The 23,187-nt window shown below is 26.6% G+C and carries 20 protein-coding genes, 1 tRNA gene and 2 pseudogenes; 12 read left to right on the top strand and 11 right to left on the bottom strand.

Translation table 11 applies throughout. The annotated features are described in order from the left end of the window. Positions 1-308 precede the first annotated feature (308 nt). From hisG to hisIE, 8 genes are read left to right on the top strand one after another with little or no spacing between them, the layout of a single operon-like run. Entirely contained in the window at positions 309-1,208 is a 900-nt protein-coding gene (gene hisG, locus CRV09_RS01095) for an ATP phosphoribosyltransferase (RefSeq protein ID WP_136132290.1), read from the top strand. Further along, entirely contained in the window at positions 1,209-2,516 is a 1,308-nt protein-coding gene (gene hisD / locus CRV09_RS01100; protein WP_136132291.1) for a histidinol dehydrogenase, read from the top strand. Beyond that, positions 2,513-3,586 (top strand): histidinol-phosphate transaminase, encoded by a 1,074-nt coding sequence (hisC, locus tag CRV09_RS01105; protein WP_136132292.1) that lies wholly within the window; start codon positions 2,513-2,515, stop codon positions 3,584-3,586. Before hisD ends, hisC begins: the two co-directional genes overlap by 4 nt. A gap of 2 nt (positions 3,587-3,588) precedes the next feature. Next, positions 3,589-4,656, top strand: a complete 1,068-nt coding sequence (gene hisB, locus CRV09_RS01110; RefSeq protein ID WP_136132293.1) for a bifunctional histidinol-phosphatase/imidazoleglycerol-phosphate dehydratase HisB — start codon at positions 3,589-3,591, stop codon at positions 4,654-4,656. Beyond that, positions 4,656-5,246: an imidazole glycerol phosphate synthase subunit HisH gene (gene hisH / locus CRV09_RS01115; RefSeq protein WP_136132294.1), complete on the top strand. Its 591-nt coding sequence runs from the start codon at positions 4,656-4,658 to the stop codon at positions 5,244-5,246. The genes hisB and hisH overlap by 1 nt, the downstream gene beginning before the upstream one ends. Continuing rightward, entirely contained in the window at positions 5,247-5,984 is a 738-nt protein-coding gene (hisA, locus tag CRV09_RS01120; protein ID WP_136132295.1) for a 1-(5-phosphoribosyl)-5-[(5-phosphoribosylamino)methylideneamino]imidazole-4-carboxamide isomerase, read from the top strand. It abuts the gene before it with no gap. Continuing rightward, positions 5,966-6,739: an imidazole glycerol phosphate synthase subunit HisF gene (gene hisF / locus CRV09_RS01125; RefSeq protein ID WP_136132296.1), complete on the top strand. Its 774-nt coding sequence runs from the start codon at positions 5,966-5,968 to the stop codon at positions 6,737-6,739. Before hisA ends, hisF begins: the two co-directional genes overlap by 19 nt. Further along, positions 6,733-7,356, top strand: a complete 624-nt coding sequence (gene hisIE / locus CRV09_RS01130; RefSeq protein ID WP_136132297.1) for a bifunctional phosphoribosyl-AMP cyclohydrolase/phosphoribosyl-ATP diphosphatase HisIE — start codon at positions 6,733-6,735, stop codon at positions 7,354-7,356. The genes hisF and hisIE overlap by 7 nt, the downstream gene beginning before the upstream one ends. A 67-nt stretch (positions 7,357-7,423) precedes the next feature. Here the strand turns inward: hisIE and dcd are convergent, their stop codons facing one another. Together dcd and ahpC are read right to left on the bottom strand one after the other, a co-directional pair. Beyond that, positions 7,424-8,005, bottom strand: a complete 582-nt coding sequence (gene dcd, locus CRV09_RS01135; protein ID WP_136132298.1) for a dCTP deaminase — start codon at positions 8,003-8,005, stop codon at positions 7,424-7,426. Positions 8,006-8,147: 142 nt separating this feature from the next. Further along, complete coding sequence (ahpC, locus tag CRV09_RS01140) at positions 8,148-8,711, bottom strand: alkyl hydroperoxide reductase subunit C (RefSeq protein WP_136132299.1); 564 nt, start codon at positions 8,709-8,711, stop codon at positions 8,148-8,150. A 303-nt stretch (positions 8,712-9,014) separates the two neighbouring features. Between ahpC and metG the strand changes: the two are divergent. From metG to CRV09_RS01155, 3 genes and pseudogenes are all read left to right on the top strand, one after another. Then, positions 9,015-10,664, top strand: a pseudogene (gene metG / locus CRV09_RS01145) (methionine--tRNA ligase); the annotation flags it as partial. Positions 10,665-10,761: 97 nt separating this feature from the next. Continuing rightward, positions 10,762-11,049: a 50S ribosomal protein L25 gene (gene rplY / locus CRV09_RS01150; protein WP_136132301.1), complete on the top strand. Its 288-nt coding sequence runs from the start codon at positions 10,762-10,764 to the stop codon at positions 11,047-11,049. 230 nt (positions 11,050-11,279) lie between these two features. Then, positions 11,280-11,353, top strand: a tRNA-Pro gene (locus CRV09_RS01155). A gap of 380 nt (positions 11,354-11,733) precedes the next feature. Here the strand turns inward: CRV09_RS01155 and CRV09_RS01160 are convergent. Further along, on the bottom strand, positions 11,734-12,231 hold the full coding sequence (locus CRV09_RS01160) for a TIGR00645 family protein (protein WP_136132302.1): 498 nt from the start codon (positions 12,229-12,231) through the stop codon (positions 11,734-11,736). Positions 12,232-12,764: 533 nt separating this feature from the next. On the opposite strand from CRV09_RS01160, the gene CRV09_RS01165 reads away from it, so the two are divergent. Next, positions 12,765-13,421 (top strand): epoxyqueuosine reductase QueH, encoded by a 657-nt coding sequence (locus CRV09_RS01165; protein ID WP_136132303.1) that lies wholly within the window; start codon positions 12,765-12,767, stop codon positions 13,419-13,421. A 102-nt stretch (positions 13,422-13,523) separates the two neighbouring features. Here CRV09_RS01165 and gyrA read toward each other — a convergent pair. The 8 genes and pseudogenes from gyrA to nuoI all read right to left on the bottom strand — a co-directional run. Next, positions 13,524-16,061: pseudogene (gene gyrA, locus CRV09_RS01170) on the bottom strand (DNA topoisomerase (ATP-hydrolyzing) subunit A); the annotation flags it as partial. A 322-nt stretch (positions 16,062-16,383) separates the two neighbouring features. Next, positions 16,384-16,695: a DUF883 family protein gene (locus CRV09_RS01175; protein WP_199733968.1), complete on the bottom strand. Its 312-nt coding sequence runs from the start codon at positions 16,693-16,695 to the stop codon at positions 16,384-16,386. 148 nt (positions 16,696-16,843) lie between these two features. Continuing rightward, a complete protein-coding gene (gene nuoN / locus CRV09_RS01180) occupies positions 16,844-18,328 on the bottom strand; it encodes an NADH-quinone oxidoreductase subunit NuoN (protein ID WP_136132305.1) in 1,485 nt (494 codons plus the stop codon). Positions 18,329-18,334: 6 nt separating this feature from the next. Further along, complete coding sequence (gene nuoM / locus CRV09_RS01185) at positions 18,335-19,855, bottom strand: NADH-quinone oxidoreductase subunit M (protein WP_136132306.1); 1,521 nt, start codon at positions 19,853-19,855, stop codon at positions 18,335-18,337. 78 nt (positions 19,856-19,933) lie between these two features. Beyond that, positions 19,934-21,775, bottom strand: coding sequence for an NADH-quinone oxidoreductase subunit L (nuoL, locus tag CRV09_RS01190; protein WP_136132307.1), 1,842 nt, complete (start codon positions 21,773-21,775; stop codon positions 19,934-19,936). Further along, on the bottom strand, positions 21,772-22,074 hold the full coding sequence (nuoK, locus tag CRV09_RS01195; protein WP_136132308.1) for an NADH-quinone oxidoreductase subunit NuoK: 303 nt from the start codon (positions 22,072-22,074) through the stop codon (positions 21,772-21,774). The genes nuoL and nuoK overlap by 4 nt, the downstream gene beginning before the upstream one ends. 34 nt (positions 22,075-22,108) lie before the next feature. Further along, a complete protein-coding gene (gene nuoJ / locus CRV09_RS01200) occupies positions 22,109-22,609 on the bottom strand; it encodes an NADH-quinone oxidoreductase subunit J (protein WP_136132409.1) in 501 nt (166 codons plus the stop codon). A 23-nt stretch (positions 22,610-22,632) separates the two neighbouring features. Further along, on the bottom strand, positions 22,633-23,175 hold the full coding sequence (gene nuoI / locus CRV09_RS01205; RefSeq protein ID WP_136132309.1) for an NADH-quinone oxidoreductase subunit NuoI: 543 nt from the start codon (positions 23,173-23,175) through the stop codon (positions 22,633-22,635). Between the last annotated feature and the right edge of the window lie 12 nt (positions 23,176-23,187).

Genomic DNA, 23,187 nt, shown 5'->3' on the forward strand with positions numbered 1-23,187 from the left:
ACTTTATTTATAACATATTAATTAACAAATTAATTTCTATTATTGTAGAAATAACATCTTTTTACTAAATTATTGGTTTATGATTAAATTAAAAATATAATTACATCCTAATATATCAATCAATCTAAAAATACTGACATAAGACATAAACTTAACATAAGAATATCTTATTAGAAATTCATATAATATACCATTTTTGATATCTCCTATAATTTTTATATTCCTCTATCTAACAAATAAAATTAAATAAATATATTTAATAAAATGAAATAATCCCCTCATGTAAAAATAATAAAAAGATAATAAATATGTTAAATAACCCTCGTATACGCATAGCAATACAAAAATCTGGTCGTTTAAGTGATGATTCAAAAGAACTTTTAATACGATGTGGAATAAAAATTAACCTTGAGCAAAATACATTGATTACACTTGCAGAAAATATGCCAATTGACATTTTACGAGTACGTGATGATGACATTCCTAGTCTAGTAATGGATGGCGTAGTAGATTTAGGTATTGTCGGATCAAATGTTCTTGAAGAAGAACTACTAACTAGATTAGCACAAGGTGATAATCCAAGCTATGTGATATTGCGTCGTCTTGATTTTGGTAATTGTCGTCTCTCAATAGCTATACCAGTTAATAAAGAATATATAGGGTTAAATTGTTTAAACAATGCTCGTATTGCTACTTCATATCCTCATATTTTAAAAAAATATCTTGATAAAAAAGGTATTATTTTTAAAGCTTGTATGTTAAATGGCTCAGTTGAAGTAGCTCCACGAGCTAGCTTAGCTGATGCGATTTGTGATCTTATTTCTACAGGTGCTACATTAGAAGCTAATGGTTTAAAAGAAGTTGAAGTAGTTTATAGTTCACAAGCAGTTTTAATTCAACGTGATGGAGAAATGATTGAAATCAAGAAAGATCTAATAAAAAAAATGATGATACGTATTCAAGGTATAATTAAAGCACGTGAATCTAAGTATATTATATTACATATACCAAGTGAACGTTTAGAAGATGTAATAAATTTACTGCCTGGAGCTGAATATCCTACTATATTGCCTTTAGCTGGGAATACTAACTGTGTAGCAATGCATATGGTTAGTAGTGAAACATTATTTTGGGAAACAATGGAAAAATTAAAAACAATCGGAGCTAGCTCAATTTTGGTATTACCTATTGAGCAAATAATGGAGTGAATGATGATTGATCTCATACCAATTGAGTGGAAAAACTGTAATAAATTACAGAAAAAAACATTATTAACACGTCCAAATGTTATATCTTCTATTAATGTACAAAAAACAGTAATGAATATATTAAATAAGGTTAAAAAAAGTGGTGATCAGGCTTTACATGATTTTAATTTTAAATTAGACAATATAAAATTGAAAGACCTTAATGTTACATCACAACAAATAAAAGAAGCTAATATAAATATTAGTAATCAATTAAAAAAAGCTTTGGCAATAGCATATAATAATATACAAACTTTTCATGAAGCACAACTTATCAACAATATTGATATAGAAACTCAGCCTGGTATAAGATGTCAACAAATTACGCTCCCTATACAATCAGTAGGCTTATATATTCCAGCAGGTTCAGCAGCATTATTTTCAACTGTTTTAATGTTAGCAATTCCTGCACTTATTGCAGGTTGCAAACATATCGTCATATGTTCCCCACCACCAATTGCTAATGAAATTATATATGCTGCTCAATTATGTAAAATAAATGAAATATTTCAAATAGGTGGTGCTCAAGCTATAGCAGCTCTTACTTTTGGGACAGAAACAATACCAAAAGTTGATAAGATTTTTGGTCCAGGTAATGTTTACGTCACTGAAGCTAAAAAACAAGTTAGTCAACTGCAAGACGGAGTTGCAATTGATATGCCTGCTGGTCCGTCAGAATTATTAATAATTGCTGATGAAAAAGCGATTCCAATATTTATTGCATCTGATTTATTATCACAAGCAGAACACGGACCAAACTCTCAAGTAATTCTTTTAACTACATCTTTAGAATTAGCAAAAAAAGTTTTAGAAACCATTAAAAAACAACTAGTAAATTTAAAAAGAAAAAAAATTATAATTCAAGCTTTAAATAATAGTTCATTTATTGTAGCAAGCAATTTAAGACAATGTATAGAAATATCTAATACTTATGGACCTGAACATTTAATAATTCAAACATCTAACCCAAGAGATCTTTTAAAATTAATCAATAATGCTGGATCTGTTTTTCTTGGTAAATGGTCTCCGGAATCTGCCGGTGACTATGCTTCTGGAACTAATCATGTATTACCAACATATGGCTATACTAAAAGTTTTTCTAGCCTTAGTGTTATGGATTTTCAAAAACGTATTACAGTTCAGGAACTAACTTTACAAGGTTTTCTTAACTTATCTTCAACAATTGAAATTCTAGCAGCTGCTGAAAAATTAGATGCTCATAAAAAATCTGTTACATTACGTGTTGATATAATAAAGGAAAAAACATGAACTTTAATAATATTGAAAAATTAGCTCGTAGAAATATACGTACTCTAGTTCCATATCAATCAGCACGTAGTTTAGGAGGAATTGGAAATACATGGCTTAATGCCAATGAGTTTCCAGTTGGAGTACCCTTTTGTTTATCTAAGCAGCTAATGAATAGATATCCAGAATGTCAACCAAAATTAATGATTGAGCGTTATGCTAATTATGCTAATTTACTTCCTAATCAAATTTTAGCAAGTCGTGGAGCAGATGAAGCAATAGAATTAATAATTAAAACATTTTGCGAACCAAACAAGGATATTATTTTATTTTGTCCACCTACATATGGTATGTATAAAGTTAGCGCTGAAACTATAGGGATCAATTATCGTATTGTGCCTAAAATTAATAATTGGCAGTTAAATTTACCAGTTATTGCTAAAAGCTTAGATAATGTAAAAATAATTTTTATTTGCAACCCAAATAATCCTACTGGGAATCTTATTAATTTAAAAGATATTTGTTACCTTCTAGAAATAACTAAAGGAAAAACACTTTTAGTAGCAGATGAAGCTTATATTGAGTTTTGTATGCAATCTACATTGGTTAATCTATTAAAAAATTATATGAATTTAGTTATATTACGTACTTTATCAAAGGCTTTTGCTTTAGCTGGTTTGCGTTGTGGTTTTGTACTTGCTAATGAACAAGTAATTAAACTTTTATTAAAAGTAATTACACCTTATCCTTTATCAATACCCGTATCTGATATAGCAACTCAAGCATTAAGTAAGGAAAATATTATTTTAATGAACAATAATGTAAAAAAATTAAATATGACTAGAGAATGGTTTATTAAAAAATTAAATAGTTGTAATTGTGTTGAACATGTTTTCCCTAGCAAATCCAATTATGTGTTAGTAAGATTTAAATATTCATCTAAAGTTTTTAAAACTTTATGTAATAAAGGCATTATATTACGTGATCAAAATAAAAATCTTGGCTTATCAAAATGTCTGAGAATATCTATTGGAACAAAGAAAGAATGTGAATATGTCATTAATTCATTGCAAGATTTATCTATGGAATAAATATGAATCAAAAAATACTTTTCATTGATCGTGATGGAACTATTATCAAGGAACCAAAAATTAATTCTCAAGTAGATCATTTTAATAAGCTATATTTTGAAAAAAATGTAATTCAAGCCCTTTTATCTTTTAAAAATAACGGATTCCATTTAGTTATGATTACGAACCAAGATGGTCTTGGAACTGATAAATTTCCTAAAATAGATTTTGATGGTCCACATAATTTAATGCTACAAGTTCTGATATCACAAGGTGTTATTTTTGATGATATATTAATATGTCCACATACAATTAAGGATAATTGTAGTTGCCGCAAACCTAAAACCAAGCTAGTAGAAAAATGGTTAATAAATGACATAATTGACAAAGATAATAGTTATGTAATAGGTGATCGTTTAACTGATGTTCAGTTAGCTTATAATATGAATATTAAATCAATTAGATATGGTGAAGAAGGAAAAAACTGGGATGAAATATCACAATACCTAAATAAATATAAACGTCATGCAATAATTAAACGTACTACAAAAGAAACTGAAGTATCAGTTGAGGTTTGGTTAGATCTTGTAGATCAAAGTAATATAAATACTGGTATAGGTTTTTTTGATCATATGTTAGAACAAATTGCAATACATGGTGGTTTTTGTATGAATATTGATGTAAAAGGAGATCTTCATATTGATGATCACCATACTATTGAAGATACTGGTATAGTATTGGGACAAGTTTTACTGAAAGCACTGGGTAATAAAATTGGTATAGGACGTTTCGGTTTTGTTTTACCAATGGATGGATGTCTAGCGAATTGTGTATTGGATATTTCAGGACGTCCCTATATTGATTTCAAAGCTAAATTTAATTATCAATATATAGGTAATTTAAGCACGGAAATGATTGAACATTTTTTTAATTCTCTTTCTTACGGTATGATGAGCGCTATTCACTTAAAAAGTGAAGGAACAAATGATCATCATCTGATAGAAAGTTTATTTAAATCTTTTGGACGTAGTTTAAGGCAGGCAATTCGTTTAGAAGATAATACTATTCCAAGTTCTAAAGGAATTATATGATGAACGTAGTTATTTTAGATACCGGTTGTTCTAATTTACTTTCAGTAAAATGGGCAATTGAACGCATTGGCTATTATCCTTATATTAGTTGTGATCCTGATATTATATCATGTGCAGATAAATTATTTTTACCTGGAGTTGGTACAGCAAAAACAGTAATGAACAATTTAAATAAAAATAATTTAATAGATTTAATAAAATCTTTTAAAAAACCAGTATTAGGTATATGTTTAGGCATGCAGATATTAGGAGATTATAGTAGTGAAAATGGAGGTATCAATACGTTAGGCCTTATTAATAGATCAATTTCATTAATGAATACTCAACATCTAACTTTACCACATACAGGATGGAATAAGGTTGTTTTTGAATATGATAACTATTTATTTAAAAAAATTAAAAATGAAAGTTATTTTTATTTTATGCATAGTTATGCTATGCCATTAAATATTAATACTATTGCTCAATGTTATTACGGAGGTTTTTTTACAGCTGCTGTTCAAAAAAATAATTTTTTTGGAGTACAGTTTCATCCTGAACGTTCTAGCAAAGTAGGAATACAGTTGCTGAAAAATTTTTTGGAGATATAAATGATTATTCCAGCATTAGACTTTATTGATGGAGATATAGTTAGGTTATATCAAGGTGATTATAATAAAAAAATAAGTTATAATATTAATCCTTTATTATATATAGAAAAATACGTAAAACAAGGTGCAAAAATACTTCATTTAATTGATTTAGATGGGACTAAAGATCCTAATAATCGTCAAATTTTGTTATTGAAAAGCTTATTAAAAAAAATCAATATTTTTATTCAGATAGGAGGTGGCATCCGTAATAGAGATGATATAATGACATTACTTGATGCTGGCGCCTATCGTGTAGTTATTGGATCAATGGCTGTAAAAAACCCAGAAGAGGTAAAGAAATGGTTTATAGAATTTGGATCCGAATCTATCGTGTTAGCAATTGATGTACGTATTGGTCCTAATAACTTAAAAAAAGTAGTGACTGACGCATGGCAAACAACATCAAATATAACAATTGAAGAAATAATAAGACAGTTTGAAACTGTAAATTTAAAGCATGTATTATGTACTGATATTTCTCGTGATGGCACATTAATAGGTCCTAATATTAAATTATATAAAGAATTAAGTATAAATTTTCCTAATATTATATTTCAATCTTCTGGTGGGATTAGTTCATTAAATGACATTATATTGTTACGTAATACAGGAATTCAAGCATCAATTATCGGCAGAGCATTCATTGAAAATAAATTTACATTCTTGGAGGCAAATAGATGCTGGCAAAAAGGATAATTCCTTGTCTTGATGTTTGTAATAATCAAGTTGTTAAAGGAATTCAATTTCGTAATCATAAAGTTATCGGTGATATAATTTCATTAGCAAAATATTATTCTGAAGAAGGTGCTGATGAATTAGTTTTTTATGATATAACGGCATCTGTTGATTCTAGAGTAGTAGATAAAAACTGGATATTTCGTATTGCAGAGGTTATTGATATTCCATTTTGTGTAGCAGGTGGTATTTCTAATTTAGAAAAGGCTAATAATATCCTTAAATCTGGTGCTGATAAAATTTCCATTAATTCACCTGCTTTATTAGATCCTTCTTTAATAACAAGATTAGCAGATCGTTTCGGTGTGCAGTGTATTGTTGTAGGAATTGATACATGGTTTGATAAAAATAATAATAGATATTTAGTTAATCAATATACAGGTGATGAATTTCGTATGATTTCAACTCATTGGGAGATAATAGACTGGGTGCAAGAAGTTCAAAATCTAGGAGCTGGAGAAATAGTGCTTAATATGATGAATCAAGACGGGATGTTTACTGGATATGATTTAGTTCAATTACAAAAAATAAGAAGTGTGTGTAAAGTGCCGTTAATTGCTTCAGGAGGTGCCGGAACAATGCAGCATTTTCTAGATGCGTTTAAACAGGGTATAGATGGTGCATTAGCTGCATCAGTTTTTCATAAAAATATTATTAATATAAGCCAATTAAAGAACTTTTTAACAAACCAAGGTGTGGAGGTTAGAACTTGTTAAACAAAGAACAAATTTCATATTTAGATTGGAAAAAAACACATGGAATGATACCAACAATCATTCAACATCATATTTCTAGTCAAGTATTAATGCATGGCTATATGAATAGACAATCGCTAGAAAAGAGTTTAGAAGAAGGTAATGTTACTTTTTTTTCACGTACTAAAAATTGTCTATGGACTAAAGGTAAAATATCTGGCAATTTATTAAAATTAATCAATATTACAATGGATTGTGATAATGACACACTATTAATTTTAGCTAATCCTGTTGGTCCTACATGCCATTTAGGATATTCTAGTTGTTTTTCTATTAAAGAAACAAATTCGGTTTTTTTATATAAATTAGAACGATTAATAGCTGAACGGAAAAATAGTAATCCTAAATTTTCTTATACTGCTAAACTTTATAATAATGGTACACAACGTATTGCCCAAAAAGTTGGAGAAGAAGGAATTGAATCTGCATTAGCAGCTGTATTAAACAATCGTCAAGAATTAATTAATGAAGCATCTGATTTAGTTTATCATTTACTAGTTTTATTACAGGATCAAAATTTAGATTTAGATATTATTATTAATAACTTAAGAAAACGCTATACATCTACTATCATTTAGAATTAAATTTATTTACTTTAATTAAAGTAAATACAGCATAATATTTTTATCTAGAATAATTAATAGATTAATTTTTTTCTGTTTTATTTTGATCAAATCCTTTCTGACAATGGTATTTTGCGTTTTTTCTAAGATTGTAAGGATGTAATGCTGAATCTGAAAGTATTTCAAAACTAAGAGCACAAATCAACATACCAGGAGATAAAGCCAATGGTAATTTACCAAAATTATAAAATTCTAATACAATACATCCTTCCCAACCAGGATCAATGCGATGAGCAGTAGAATGAACCATCAACCCAAAACGAGCTAATGAAGAACGTCCATCTAACCAACCGATTAAATTATCTGGCATAATGATATACTCTAACGTTATTGCTAGAACTAAGTTACCAGGATGAAGAAAAAATAATTCATTTTCAGTTAATTTAATTTCATCACTCATTACTGAATTCAATGATTTTCTTATTTCTTTTTTAGAACCACTTAAATCTATGAAAGCATTAGCATGGCCATTAAAGATACGAAATCTATCACCTAGTCTTAAATCTACTGTGGCACCATTAATATTACTAGTATGTGGGCGAGGTATGATGGATAGTTTACCATTGTCTAACCAAACCTTAATATCTTTATCACATAATCTCATTAAGTTCACTCATTATTAAGTTATAATTAAATATCAATACATGACGAATAGAAAATATTATAAAATATAAGCACTTTATTTTATTGAAAAATCAAGTGCTTATATTTGTATTAGAATTATCTTAAAAATCTAATTTCAGAAGTTAAATTTTCCCTACTAAATCTACCGATGTAGTTAAAGCATCATCATCTTGTTCCCATTTGGCCGGACATACTTTACCTGGATTATTATAAATATATTGAGCTGCTCTAACTTTACGTAATAACTCAGATGTATTACGGCCAATACCATCAGAATTGATTTCAATAGATTGAATAATATTTTCTGGATCTATGATAAAAGTACCACGACTAGCCAAACCTTTATCATATTGCATTATATCAAAATTACGAGTCAAACTACCATCAGGATCACCAATCATAGCATATTGAATTTTTGCTATGTTATTAGATAAATCATGCCAGGCTTTATGAGCAAAATGAGTATCAGTAGATATTGAATAAATTTCAACTCCAATAGTTTGAAATTTATAATAATGTTCAGCAATATCACTTAATTCTGTTGGACATACAAATGTGAAATCAGCTGGATAAAATATAAAAATATTCCATTTGCCTTCTATATCTTTTTCTGTTATATCTATGAATTTATTATTCATAAATGCAATATTTTTAAATGGTTTAACTTTAGTATTAATAATAGACATATATCATTCTCCTTAAAATCTGATATAAATTTTTTAAAAATATCTCTAAAACAATAAATAATTATTTTTATTATATTATTATTTTAAATTTATTAAAAATGATATAATATTTCTAAAACTTATCGATAGATAATTTATTTTTAATTTTAAATCAACATACAAAATACCTAACAAGTATAATTTAAAAATAATCTAAATATAAACACTAATCATATAAAAATTATAAATAGTTTATTTTGAGATTTATAAATTATAAAAATATTTTTGATATTTTATTTGAATAATTTTAAGTATATAAAATATATGATTCAATCAATTGAAAAAATTTTAGTCACATGTGCTTTACCTTATGCTAATGGATCAGTTCATTTAGGTCATTTACTAGAACATATACAGGCGGATATTTGGGTTCGTCATCAAAAAATGCTTGGTAAAAAAGTATATTTTATATGTGCTGACGATGCCCATGGTACACCTATTATGATTAAATCTAAACAAATTGGTATTTCTCCGGAAAAAATGATTTCTAAAATAAAAAAAGAACACGAAGCAGATTTTGCTGATTTTAATATCAATTATGATAATTATCATTCCACTCATAGTGATGAAAACAGAAAGCTTGTTGAGTTAATATATCATAAGCTTCATGAAAAAGGTTTAATTAAACATCATATTGTTACTCAATTTTTTGATAGTAAAATGAACATGTTTTTACCAGATCGTTTTGTTAAAGGCATATGCCCCAAATGTAAATCATCTAATCAATATGGCGATAACTGCGAAATTTGTGGTGCTATTTATAATAGCATAGATTTAATAAATCCGAAATCAACATTATCAAATACAAAACCTGAACTTAGAAACTCAGAACATTTGTTTTTTGATTTACCATCATTTAGTAAAATGTTAAAAAATTGGATTAGATCTGGAGTATTAGAAAATCAAATAATAAATAAAGTACAGGAGTGGTTTAATGCAGGTTTAAAGCAATGGGATATATCTCGTGATTCTCCTTATTTCGGATTTAATATTCCAAATTACTCTAATAAGTTTTTTTATGTTTGGTTAGATGCGCCAATCGGTTATATGAGCTCATTCAAAAATTTATGTAATAAAAAGAATGATATTAGTTTTAAGGAATTTTGGGGAGAAAATTCTAAAACAAAATTATATCATTTTATTGGAAAAGATATAATTTATTTTCATAGTTTATTTTGGCCAGCCATCCTTGAAGGAAGTAGTTTTAGAAAACCAAATAAAATATTTGTACATGGTTATGTAATGATTAATGGTTTGAAAATATCTAAATCGAAAGGAACCCTAATAACTGCAAGAACATGGCTAAGACATTTAGATTCAGATAGTTTACGTTATTACTATGCGACAAAGATATCTTCTAATATCGAAGATATTAATTTAAATTTACATGATTTTGTTAATCGTGTAAATAGCGATGTTGTTAACAAAATAATAAATATTGCATCTAGGAATGCAAGTTTTATAAATAAATATTTTAATAATAAACTATCTAATGATATAGAAGATCTGGATCTATATCAAAAGTTCATTGATATGTCAAAAGAAATTAGTGATGCTTGGTTAAGTTGCGAATTTAATATAGCAATACGTAAGATAATTTCTATGGCTGATATAGCAAATTATTATATAGATAAAAAAACACCTTGGATTTTAGCAAAGAAAGAAGGTTCAACTGATTACTTGCATTCAATATGTTCAATGGGTATTAATTTATTTCGCATATTAATAACTTGGTTACAACCTGTTATGCCATCACTACATAATCGTGTAGAAATATTTCTTAATAGTAAGTTGTGTTTATCTTCCATAAACAAACCATTATTAAATCATGAAATTAATTCTTATAAAAATTTATATTTTCGTATTAAAACATCACAAATAGAAAATTTACTTAATGAAGCAAAAACAAATTCTTAAACACTTATAATATTTTTATTTATATAAGTAGCTAGAATTTTATTTTGTGTAAAATAAAAATAAAATAGTAATAATAATCACTCAAGGAGATAAGATGTTTACCATAAACGCAATAGAACGTAAGGATATAGGGAAAGGAGCTAGTAGAAGGTTGAGAAATAAAACAAATTATTTTCCAGCTGTTGTTTATGATAATTATGGAAATAATATTAATATATCTTTAGATCATAATTTTACAATGAATTTGCAGAAGAATAATGGTTTTTATAAAGAAACTATAATATTAGTATTAAATGGAAATGAAATAAAAGTTAAAGTAAAAGAAATCCAAAGACACGCTTTTAAACCAAAAATAAATCATATAGACTTTGTTATAGTATAATTTTGACTACATCTTAACCAAAATAATTATATTTTAGTTTATTTTTATCGTTTAACTTTTATAATATTTATTAAAATAATTTTTATATTATGAAATGTTATGTATATTTATATAAAATAGAAATCAATAGAAATTAATTGAATATTAGTATAAAACTATTGTTGGTTACATTATTTCAATATTAAGCTAATTTTTATATTCCATTTATATTTATTATATAAATAATAATTCGGCACGTGGCGCAGATTGGTAGCGTACTAGCATGGGGTGCTAGTGGTCAGAGGTTCAAATCCTCTCGTGCCGATAAATTAACTAAGATGTTTATTTTTAATGAGCTTAAAATCAATTTTTAAATTATTAATTAAAATTTTAAGAAAAGAAATTTAATTATAAATAACTTAAAGCAATAAACATATCTAATAGACAATAATTAATTTGAAATTAAAATATTATTACCAAATAATTGTTTTAATATTAAATTATTATTTAAGATGAATTATTATTTTAAAATTGGAATAAGGAGTAATTAATTTTAACTTATTTTATTAAAACAATTAAATATATTACACTTAAATAATAAAATAAACATTATTAAATAACAATATTGTAAATTATCGATAAAGATATAAAAACAAGAAGTTAATTTTATACTTCATGAAATGTTGTTTTGATATTAATCAAAAGTTATTTTTTTAAAATTTTGCTCATTCTATCAATATATGCCATTCCAAAAGCAGAAAGAACGAATGATAAATGAATAATAACACACCACATTATTTTATTATCACTCATCTTTTCTATTTCCATAAATAATCTTAAAAGATGTACAGAAGATATAGCGACAATTGACGACGCTACCTTATTTTTAATGGAATTAACATCCATTTTACCCATCCAGCTTAGTTTTTGATGCTGATCATCAACAGTCATTTTGATAATGAAATTATCATAACCTGAGAACATTACCATTACTAAAAGCCCACCTACTAATGCAATATCTACTAAAGATAAAACAGTTAATATTAATCCTGATTCAGATATAGTAAATAGCATGGGAATAACGTAAATTATATTTTGAAAAAATTTTAAGGTAAGCAAAACAAATCCAAAAGATAATCCTATATAAACAGGAAACAATAACCATCTTGATGCATATATAATTTTTTCAATAGACCATTCCATTTTTTATTATGTTTTCCTTAGTTAACTTTTCAACTATGAATTACTAATGAAACTTTGTGCTAATTATGAAAAATAAATTCAATGTTATTTATGTAAGCATAAGATATTATGTAATAATTTAATAGAATATCTTATTTAAAATATTATTTTAATATTCTTTTAAATATCCATTTTATAATAAAATTATAAATATCTTAAGTTATTGATCTTTTAAAAATAAATAAAATCATTAAAAATAGACTAAAATATAAATAAATTATATACTGTAAATTAAGGATAAAATCCTTTTTAACTTAATATTATAATATTAAAATATATTAAGTTTAAATAGCTTGTCACGCATTGATAATATCAGATTTAAATTTTTATTAAAATAATTAAAAAAAAACAAAACATATTATACAAAATAAATTATATATAGGAAAATAAATTATATAATTATATAATTTATTTTCCTATAGTTGTAAAATATAAATTCTTAAAAGATGTTTTTTTAAAAAGCATCTTAATATAAGATTTAAGTATTAAAAATAATGAATAATAAATATATCCGTTCTAAATTAACATTACCTAATGATACTAAAAGGTTACTACTTCATTCCTGTTGTGCTCCTTGTTCAGGAGAAGTTATGGAGGCAATTACTGCCTCTAATATTAATTATACTATTTTTTTTTATAATCCAAATATACATCCACAACGTGAATATTTAATTCGTAAAAAAGAAAATATTAAGTTTGCTCTTAAATATAATATACCTTTTATTGATTCTGATTACGATAAAGATAATTGGTTTATTCGTGCAAAGGGTTTAGAACAACAGCCTGAGCGTGGTATACGCTGCACAATGTGTTTTGATATGCGTTTTGAAAGAACTGCATTATACGCTTTTGAGAATAATTTTGACGTTATATCTAGTTCTCTTGGAATTTCACGATGGAAAGATATGAAACAGATAAACGATTGTGGTCAACGTGCAGTAAATAATTACAAAAATATAACCTATTGGACATATAATTGGCGTAAAAAAGGAGGATCATCAAGAATGATAGAAATAAGTAAACGTGAAAATTTTTATCAACAAGAATATTGTGGTTGTATTTATTCACTACGTGATACAAATAAGCATCGACTTGATAAAGGTAGAGATATTATTCGTATAGGAACTAAATTTTATAAAAATTTGGATTAATTAATAAGTTATATTTATAAAATGAAAAAGACGTAACAAAAAACCGTTAAAAAATAATATTGTTTTAAATAAATTAACTTATTAACTTTAATTTATATTAATTTCATTATCTATTGGTTCTGCAACGCGTTGAATATCAACAACTTTTTCTTTTTCTGAAGTACGGAGCAGAATCACTCCTTGAGTATTACGACTTATAATATTTACTTCAGATACTCTTGTTCGTACCAATGTACCAGCATCAGTTATTATCATAATTTGATCATTATCTACTACTTGAAGAGCTCCTACCACTGAACCGTTTCTTTTTGTTACTTTAATAGATATTATACCTTTTATTGCACGTGATTTAATTGGATATTCATTATTTGCAGTTCTTTTACCATAACCATTCTTTGTTACTGTTAGAATAGAACCTTCTTTATTAGGTATTATTAAAGAAACAACACGATCACTTTTAGCTAATTTAATTCCACGAACTCCTGACGCAGTTCTACCCATATTACGTACAGAAATTTCTGAAAATCTAACCACCTTGCCTAATGCAGAAAATAACATTACTTGATTATTACCGTTGGTAAGAGCAACTCCAATTAATTCATCTTCATCTTGTAAATTGATTGCAATAATACCTGTACCACGCGGACGACTAAATTCTTTTAATAATGTTTTTTTTACAATTCCATTAGCTGTTGCCATAAAAACATTAAAACCTTGAGTATATTCACGCATTGGGAGAATAGCTGTGATACGCTCATTAGATTGTAAAGGAAGTAAGTTAACTATTGGTCGGCCTCGTGATATACGACTAGCTTCAGGTAATTGATATACTTTCATCCAATATAATCTTCCTCTACTAGAGAAACATAATATAATATCGTGAGTGTTAGCTACTAGTAACCGACATATAAAATCTTCCTCCTTAATACGAGCGGCTGATTTTCCCCTACCACCACGGCGTTGAGCTTCGTAATCACTTAATGGTTGATACTTAACATAACCATGATGTGATAAAGTAACTACAACATTTTCTGAATTAATTAGATCTTCTGTATTAATATCAATACTATTAGTTATAATTTCAGTACGACGTTCATCACTAAATTGATCACGAATGGATTCTAATTCTTCACGAAGAACATTTGTTAATATTCTTGAATTTTGTAAAATACAATTTAAATTAGAAACTTGATTAAGTAAAAATTTATATTCATGTATTAATTTATTACATTCAAGACTAGTAAGCTTATGTAGTCGTAAATCTAAAATAGCTTGAATTTGTTTTTCTGAAAGGTTGCATATTTTTGTAACTTTATTAAATTTTTCTTCAAATGAATCCAATAAAATAAAATTATTATTAATATTTTTGAAAAGCAATTTAATACTACTAAAATTCCAAGCTTGAGAAATTAAATTAGATTTTGCTTCTAGAGGTGTATTTGCATTCCTAATTAAAGCAATCACCGAATCTAAACTAGCTAATGCAATAAGTAATCCTTCTAAAATATGGATGCGATCTAGAGCCTTACTAAGTTCAAACATAGAGCGACGAGTTATAATTTCTTTTCTATGACATATGAAAGCTCCTAAAATATCTTTTAAGGACATTATTTTTGGCTGTCCATTATGTAAAGCAACCATATTTATACTAAAAGAAATTTGTAACTGTGTTAATGAATAAAGATTATTTAAAACTATTTCAGCTACTGAATTACGTTTTATTTCAATAATAATACGCAAACCATCTTTATCTGATTCATCACGTAATAAGCTGATTCCCTCAACACGTTTTTCTTTTATTAACTCAGCTATTTTTTCTAATAAGTGTGCTTTATTTACTTGATAAGGAAGTTCATAAATTATAATGATTTCACGACCATTTTTTATGTCTACTTCAATTTTACTACGAGCTCTAATGTATATTTTCCCCCTTCCAGTAATATAAGCCTGTTCAATTCCTTGCTGACCATTAATAATAGCTGCTGTTGGAAAATCTGGTCCTGGTATATAATTCATTAGTTCTTTAACAGAAATATTTTCATTATCTATATAAACTAAACAACCATTTATGATTTCGTTAAGATTATGAGGAGGTATATTAGTTGCCATACCAACAGCAATACCAGATGAACCATTAATTAATAAATTAGGAATTTTAGTTGGAAGAACTTCCGGAATGGTATTAGTACCATCGTAATTTTGAGTAAAATTAACAGTTGATTTTTCCAAATCTACTAACATTTCATGGGAAATTTTTGACATTCTTATTTCGGTATAACGCATTGCAGCAGCTGAATCACCATCTATTGAACCAAAATTACCTTGACCGTCTATTAGCATATAACGTAAAGAAAAAGATTGTGCCATTCTTACTATAGCATCATAAACAGCTGAATCACCATGTGGATGATATTTTCCTATAACATCACCAACTACACGAGCTGATTTTTTATAAGGTTTATTCCAGTCATTACCGAGTTCTTTCATAGCAAAAAGTATTCGACGGTGAACAGGCTTAAAACCATCACGTACGTCTGGTAAAGCTCTTCCAATGATTACTGACATAGCATAATCAAGATAAGAATTTTTTAATTCTTCCTCAATACTAACCGGTATAATTTCTTTTAGAGGATTACTCATTGAATTAAGATTCCTTAACTATTTGTTCCGGTTTGAAGATTTTTTTCTGATTAAATCAGAATTTATTTGTTTTGAAATTTTAAACATTTCTGTTTTAAATAAAAATTTTATTTTATACGATTAATTAAAGTATAAAGACCATATTTTAAATAAAACTACAATAAATAACAATAAAAATTGTTATTTTGATCTAAAATATTTAAATATATTATTAATATACTTCTAAGGTTTTGATATAAATATTAAAAATAAATAACTTCCAATTTTATAAAAATAAAAACGGCGAGTTTATACTCACCGTTTATTTTTCGTAAACAACAACTTATTTATTCATTAATAAAAAACCAGTTAATAATCCTACGATAGCTCCAATTCCTACACCGTACCATGGTTTTTCATGTAAATAATCATCCATATGGAAAGCAGTTTTTTTCATTCTAGAATAATAATCACTTGAAGTTTCATTGATACGAGATGTTACATCACTTAAAATTTTTTCTGCCTTTTTTTTTAATTCAATATATTTTTGATCAGACAAATCACCAGATGATTTCAAGACTTCTTCTAATGTATCAGTCATTAGAGCTAAATCGTCAATTACACTATCATTAGATGATATAGTTCGTTTTAACATTTTTCACTCCAGTTCCGGTAAAATTTTAAGTACTTTTAACTAAAAATAAAAATCTAATTTAGTATTTTTGATAATTTATTTATTTTTAAAATATTTTAATATATAAAAATATTTATTAATAAAGTCTATTAAAAAAATAGATCTAATATTAAGCATACATCATAGGATGAATAAGTTGTATTAAATTGATTAAAGGTTGAGGATAAATACCCATAATTAAAATCAAGGTGGTTGATATTAGCAATATTATTTTCCCTAAGATTAAATTATTTGTTAACGTACAATTATTATTACTTATAATGGAATTATTATTGATTATTGTAGAAGTATTAATATAAAAACTTAATATTATTCTTAGATAATAATAAATACCAATTCCGCTACTTATAATAATTGCACCAATTAACCACCATAGATGTGATTTTATACTTAGTATAATAACATACATTTTTCCAATAAAACCCAAAGTTATTGGAATACCAGCTAATGATAATAACATCACGGTCATTACTATAGTTAAAAAAGGATTATATCGAAATAAACCACGATAGGAATAAACTGACTCAAAATCTATTTCTTTATAAATATTAGATATTAATATAATTACTCCAAATATTGCTAAATTGCTAACTATATAACTAATAATATAAATTCCAGAAGTTTCCAAAGATAATTTTTGTTCTTTTATAGCAACTAGTGATATCAGTAAATAGCCTATATGAGAAATTGATGAATAACCTAATAGTCTCTTTATATTTTTTTGAAAAACTGCCATAAGATTACCAAAAATAATAGACATAAAAGCCATAATAATTAATATGTTTTTAATAGCTACTATATTTATAATAGGAATGTAAATAAATAGTCTTGTAATTGCACTAAATATAGATACTTTACTTACTGTAGATAAAAAAGAAGAAATTGGTGTAGGAGCTCCTTGGTAAACATCTGGTGTCCAAAGGTGAAATGGTACTAAAGATAATTTAAAACCAGTACTTACAACTATCATGATTAAACCAACTAAGAATAGCGGTTCTTCTATAAAATTCAAAGGTATTTTTTTACTTGGTATGAAAAAATTTAAACCACCACACTTACTATAAATCAAAGCAATACCAAAAAGTAAAAAAGAAGATGCTATTATTGATAAAATAGTATATTTTATACAAGCTTCAAGAGATAATTTTTTATAAAAATCATAACCAATTAAACCAAATAAAGGTAAAGATAATAATTCTATACCTAAAAGTAAAACAGCAAAATTATTTGCGCTTGACAAAATCAAACCGCCTAGAGTTGAAATTAATAATAAAATATAAAATTCTTCTTTATAACCTATAAAATTATTTAACCAAATATAAGAAAAAATACAAGTTGATAAACTTGATATAATTATTAATGACATATAAAAAATAGAATAATTGTCAATAGATAACAATGACATTATATCTATTTCATTAATTTGTTTTACAAAATAAAGAGATAATAAAGATAGTGCCAAACCGATCAATGCTAATGAGGCATTAAAAAAATTGTTTCTATAACATGTAATGGAAATTAATAAAATAACTACTGTAAATCCAATAATTATCAATGGTAAAGATGCTATAAATTGCTTAGGAATAGTTATCATGATAAATTATAGCCCTGTTGTTGGAATTGAGACATTTAACCATTTATGAATATTAATTATTGGAGTAGATGAAATATCTAAAATTGGTTGAGGATAAGTGCCTAATAATAATAAAAAAATCATTAATATTCCTATAATTAGTAGTTCACGTGATGACATTCCTGATATATCTATGTTAATTACTGATTTACCATAATAAATACGATACATCATGACTAATGAATATACGGAAGAAAAAATCAAGCTAAATGTTGCTATGATAACGATCATCGGCATGGTTTTGAAACAACCAATTAAAATCAAAAATTCTCCTATGAAATTACCAGTACCAGGTAAACCCAAATTAGATGCTATAAAAAATATTGATAAACCGGGAATTAATTTAATTTTAGACCATAGGCCACCCATTTTTTTTATATCACGTGTATTAAGACGTTCATAAAGTTGACCACATAAAATAAAAAGTGCTGCTGCTGAAATACTATGAGATAATAGTTGAATAACTATCCCTTGAAATGCTAATTCACTATTAGTACCAGTAGCTATTAGTATAAAACCCATATGAGAAATTGAAGTATAGGAAATCAGACGTTTCATGTCTGTTTGTGAAAAAGCCATCCAAGCTCCATAGAAAATAGTAATAATACCAAGCCACATTCTAATTGATGCGAATTCAATTGAAGCATGTGGAAATAATGGTAAATTAAAACGCACTAAACCATAAATAGCTGTCTTTATCAGTATTCCTATTAGATCTACAGATCCAGAAGTTGGTGTCTGGCTTTGTGCATCTAGTAACCAACCATGAAATGGAACTATTGGTATTTTAATAGCAAATGATATAAAAAATCCTAACATTAATACATATTCAAGATCATGAGACATCGTAGTTTTCAATAATTTTTCATAACTAAACGTCCAAATCCCAGTTGATTTATAATATACCAAAGATAATCCAATGATTGATACTAACAAAATTAAACTAGAAATTTGAGCATATATAAAAAATTTAGTAGCTGCATTTACCCTAGTTTCAATATCCGATGATTTATAACCCCATAATGAAATGAGAAAATACATTGGAACTAACATGATTTCCCAAAATAAGAAAAACAAAAACATGTCAACAGAAAGAAAAACTCCAATAACACTACCAACAATGAACATTAAATTTAAATAAAAAAATCCTTGGTTTTTTTCAATTTCATTCCAAGAACAAAGTACAGCTATAGTACCTAGAAAACCAGTCAAAACTAACATAAGAAAAGATAATCCATCTAATGCTAGATCAAAATTAATACCAAACCTTGAAATCCATGGTATACAATAAGTTAATTGCCATTGAGGAATGCCAATTACTTCTATATTAGCAAAATATCCATTTATCCATATTCGCAATAAAATAAGTAAAATCAATCCAACAGTAGTTATAGCAACAAAACGAGGTGTTTTGATACTAAAATATCCAGTTAATCCACATAACAACCCACCAATAAAAGGAATCATAATAAGCCAAGGTAGTAACACAGCGTATATTCCTTTCTCAATTATCTATAAATTATTTCATTTATGATATTTATAAAAAAAATAATATTAATAAATATGTTAGATTAAAATCAAAATCATTAATACCAAAGTACCAATACTAATTGATAAGATATACCATCTTAAGTATCCGTTTTCACTAATTAATAAACCTTTGTTAATAAAATTAAATAGAAATGATAAAGAGTTAACTAATTTGTTTAAAGGATCCTTCTTAAGGAAGGATGCAATTAAAATATATGGTTTAATAAACAAGTTATAATAAATAAAATCAAAACCCCACCCTCTATAACACAAAACAAAAATAAAATTGTTTGATAAATTATTAATAATATTATTTACTAGTTTATATTTTTTTATATATAAAGCTCTAGATATCAAAATACCAATAATAATTAATATACTGGAAATAATTTCTAATGTCCATTTACTAGTTGAATGAACATTATTAATGGGAAATACATTTTTTAATGGTAGTGTTACTAATGAACCAATAAAAGTTGATAGAAGTAAAAGTAAAATTAAAGGCGCATAGTAGTTAAAACCTTTATATTGGTTTATTTTGTGATTTATGATAATATTCTCTTTGCCATGAAACACAGTAAAAATCATCCTAAATGTATAGATAGAGGTTAATAATGTACCAAATAAACCAGCTAACATTAAAACATTATTACCGTTAACTAAAGCACTGAAAATAATTTTTTCTTTACTATAAAAGCCTGAAGTAACTAAAGGAAAGGCAGCCAAGGAAGAACCACTTACTAGAAAACAAGCATAAATGAAAGGAATTTTTTTTCTTAAACCACCCATTTTGAAAATGTTTTGTTCGTGATTACACGATAAAATAAGAGATCCTGCAGATAAAAACATTAATGCTTTAAAAAATGCATGAGTTAATAGATGTAAAATAGCAGAATCCCAAGCTTTAACGCCTAATGCTAAAAACATATATCCAATTTGACTTATAGTAGAATATGCTAAGATACGTTTAATATCTGTTTGAACCAAGGCAGAAAAACTTGCTATTATTAATGTAATAGCACCTATAATACCAGCTAAATTAAGTATTTGAGGTGCTAATAAAAATAAATAATGAGTACGTGCAATCAAATAAACTCCTGCTGTAACCATGGTTGCAGCGTGAATCAAAGCCGAAGCAGGAGTAGGCCCCACCATGGCATCAGGTAACCATGTTTGTAAAGGAAATTGAGCAGATTTTCCAATCGCACCTGCTAGAAGCAAAAATGTAATCCATTTAAATATGTGATCATTATTTGAATAATTTATTATTAATTTTGATATCTCATCTAAATTTAAAGTACCCAACTTATTATATATAAGAAACAATGCAATAATAAGAAAAACATCTCCAATTCTAGTTGTAATAAATGCTTTTATAGCTGCTTTACAATTATTTAAATTAGTATAATAAAAACCTATTAATAAATAAGAACAAAATCCTACACATTCCCAACCAAGGAAAATTAACATCAAGTTGTTAGCTAATACTAACATAATCATGCTAGCAATAAATAAATTAGTATATGCAAAAAAACGCGAATGACCTTCTTGTCCTTTCATATACCAAGTTGAAAACAAATGAACTAAAAACCCTATTCCAGTAACTATACATAACATTGTTAATGATAAACCATCAAGCATCAATTTAATATTAATACTAAAATTATTTATATTTACCCAATTCCATAATACTTGAGAAAACGAAGCTTGATTATGTACAAAAAAATCATATCCTATGAATATCGTTAATATACCCGATAATCCCACAGAACACATACCAATAATAGCTGATATCTTATCTGACCAATAACCACAAGAAAAAGACAATAATAAAAAACCTAAAAGAGGAAATAATATAGTTAAATATATAAGATTCATCCTTGCATCTCATTTATAGAATCAATATTTAATGATCCATAGCGACGATAAAGTTGGATTAATAGAGCTAAACCAATACCAGCTTCAGAAGCAGCAAGACTAATTGCTATTATGTACATTATCTGACCATCAACCTGTCCCCAATAGCTTCCTGCAAACACCAAAGCTAATGCTGCAGCATTAATCATAATTTCAAGTCCAACCAAAATAAAAAATAAATTACGACGTATTATTAAAGAAGTAAATCCTATCATAAAAAGTACTATTGCAAGGATTAATCCATGTTGTAGATTGATCATGAAGACTCCTTGTTTATTTTTTATTATCTAATAATTATTTAACTAATTTACCTTGATTATTTTTGCGACCAATGTGTAGTGTAACTAGTAAGCTCGCTAGTAACAGCATTGATATAAATTCTACTAATAATCCATAATGGCCGAATAAACTAATACCGATATCTTTTGCGTCAAAAATTTTGTTATTTATACTTTTATGGTTAGTAGTTATAATTGAAGCTATTATAAAAATGAGTAATAAGATGGATATGATAGTTGGAATAACCCACATAGAAGACTTTAACCATTTACGTTCTTTTTGTTCAGTGATTTTGCCAAGATTTAACATCATTACTACAAAAACAAACAAAACCATAATTGCACCAGTGTAAATAATGACTTGTAATGCACCAACAAAATAAGCACCTATTATAAAATAAATAGATGAAATTGATAATAAAGAAATAATTAAATATAATAGCATATGTATCGGATTAGTATGAATGATAGCACATAAAGTAGTTATAATTGCTAATGAGCAAAAAAAATAAAACATTAATTCCTTCACTTATTACTCCTTTAAGGCAACAAATCTTTAACATCAATAGGTATTTCTTCTTTTTCAGCTTGACCTTTATTTTTTCCTTTAACTTCCATTCCAGTTATATGATAAAAATTATAGTTTGGATATTTACCAGGACCTGAAATTAAAAGATCATGTTTTTCATAAACTAAATCTTGACGTTTAAATTCACCCAATTCAAAATCTGGTATTAACTGAATTGCGGTTGTTGGACATGCTTCCTCGCATAAACCACAAAAAATACATCTTGAAAAATTGATTCTAAAAAATTCTGGATACCAACGACCATCCTTAGTTTCATTTTTTTTTAAAGAAATACAACCAACAGGACATGCAACTGCACAAAGATTACATGCGACACAACGTTCTTTTCCATTAGGATCACGTGTTAGTACTATTCTTCCTCTGTATCTTGGTGATAAATATACTTTTTCTTCAGGATACATTCGTGTTTCCCTCTTTGAAAAAGCATGTAAACTTGTTAAAAACATGCTACGTATTATCGTTCCTATACCAAAGATAATATCTTTTAAATTCATTTTTGTTATCCT

The organism is Candidatus Pantoea edessiphila (assembly GCF_002933345.1).
In the GTDB taxonomy this organism is placed as follows: Bacteria; Pseudomonadota; Gammaproteobacteria; order Enterobacterales; family Enterobacteriaceae; genus Pantoea_C.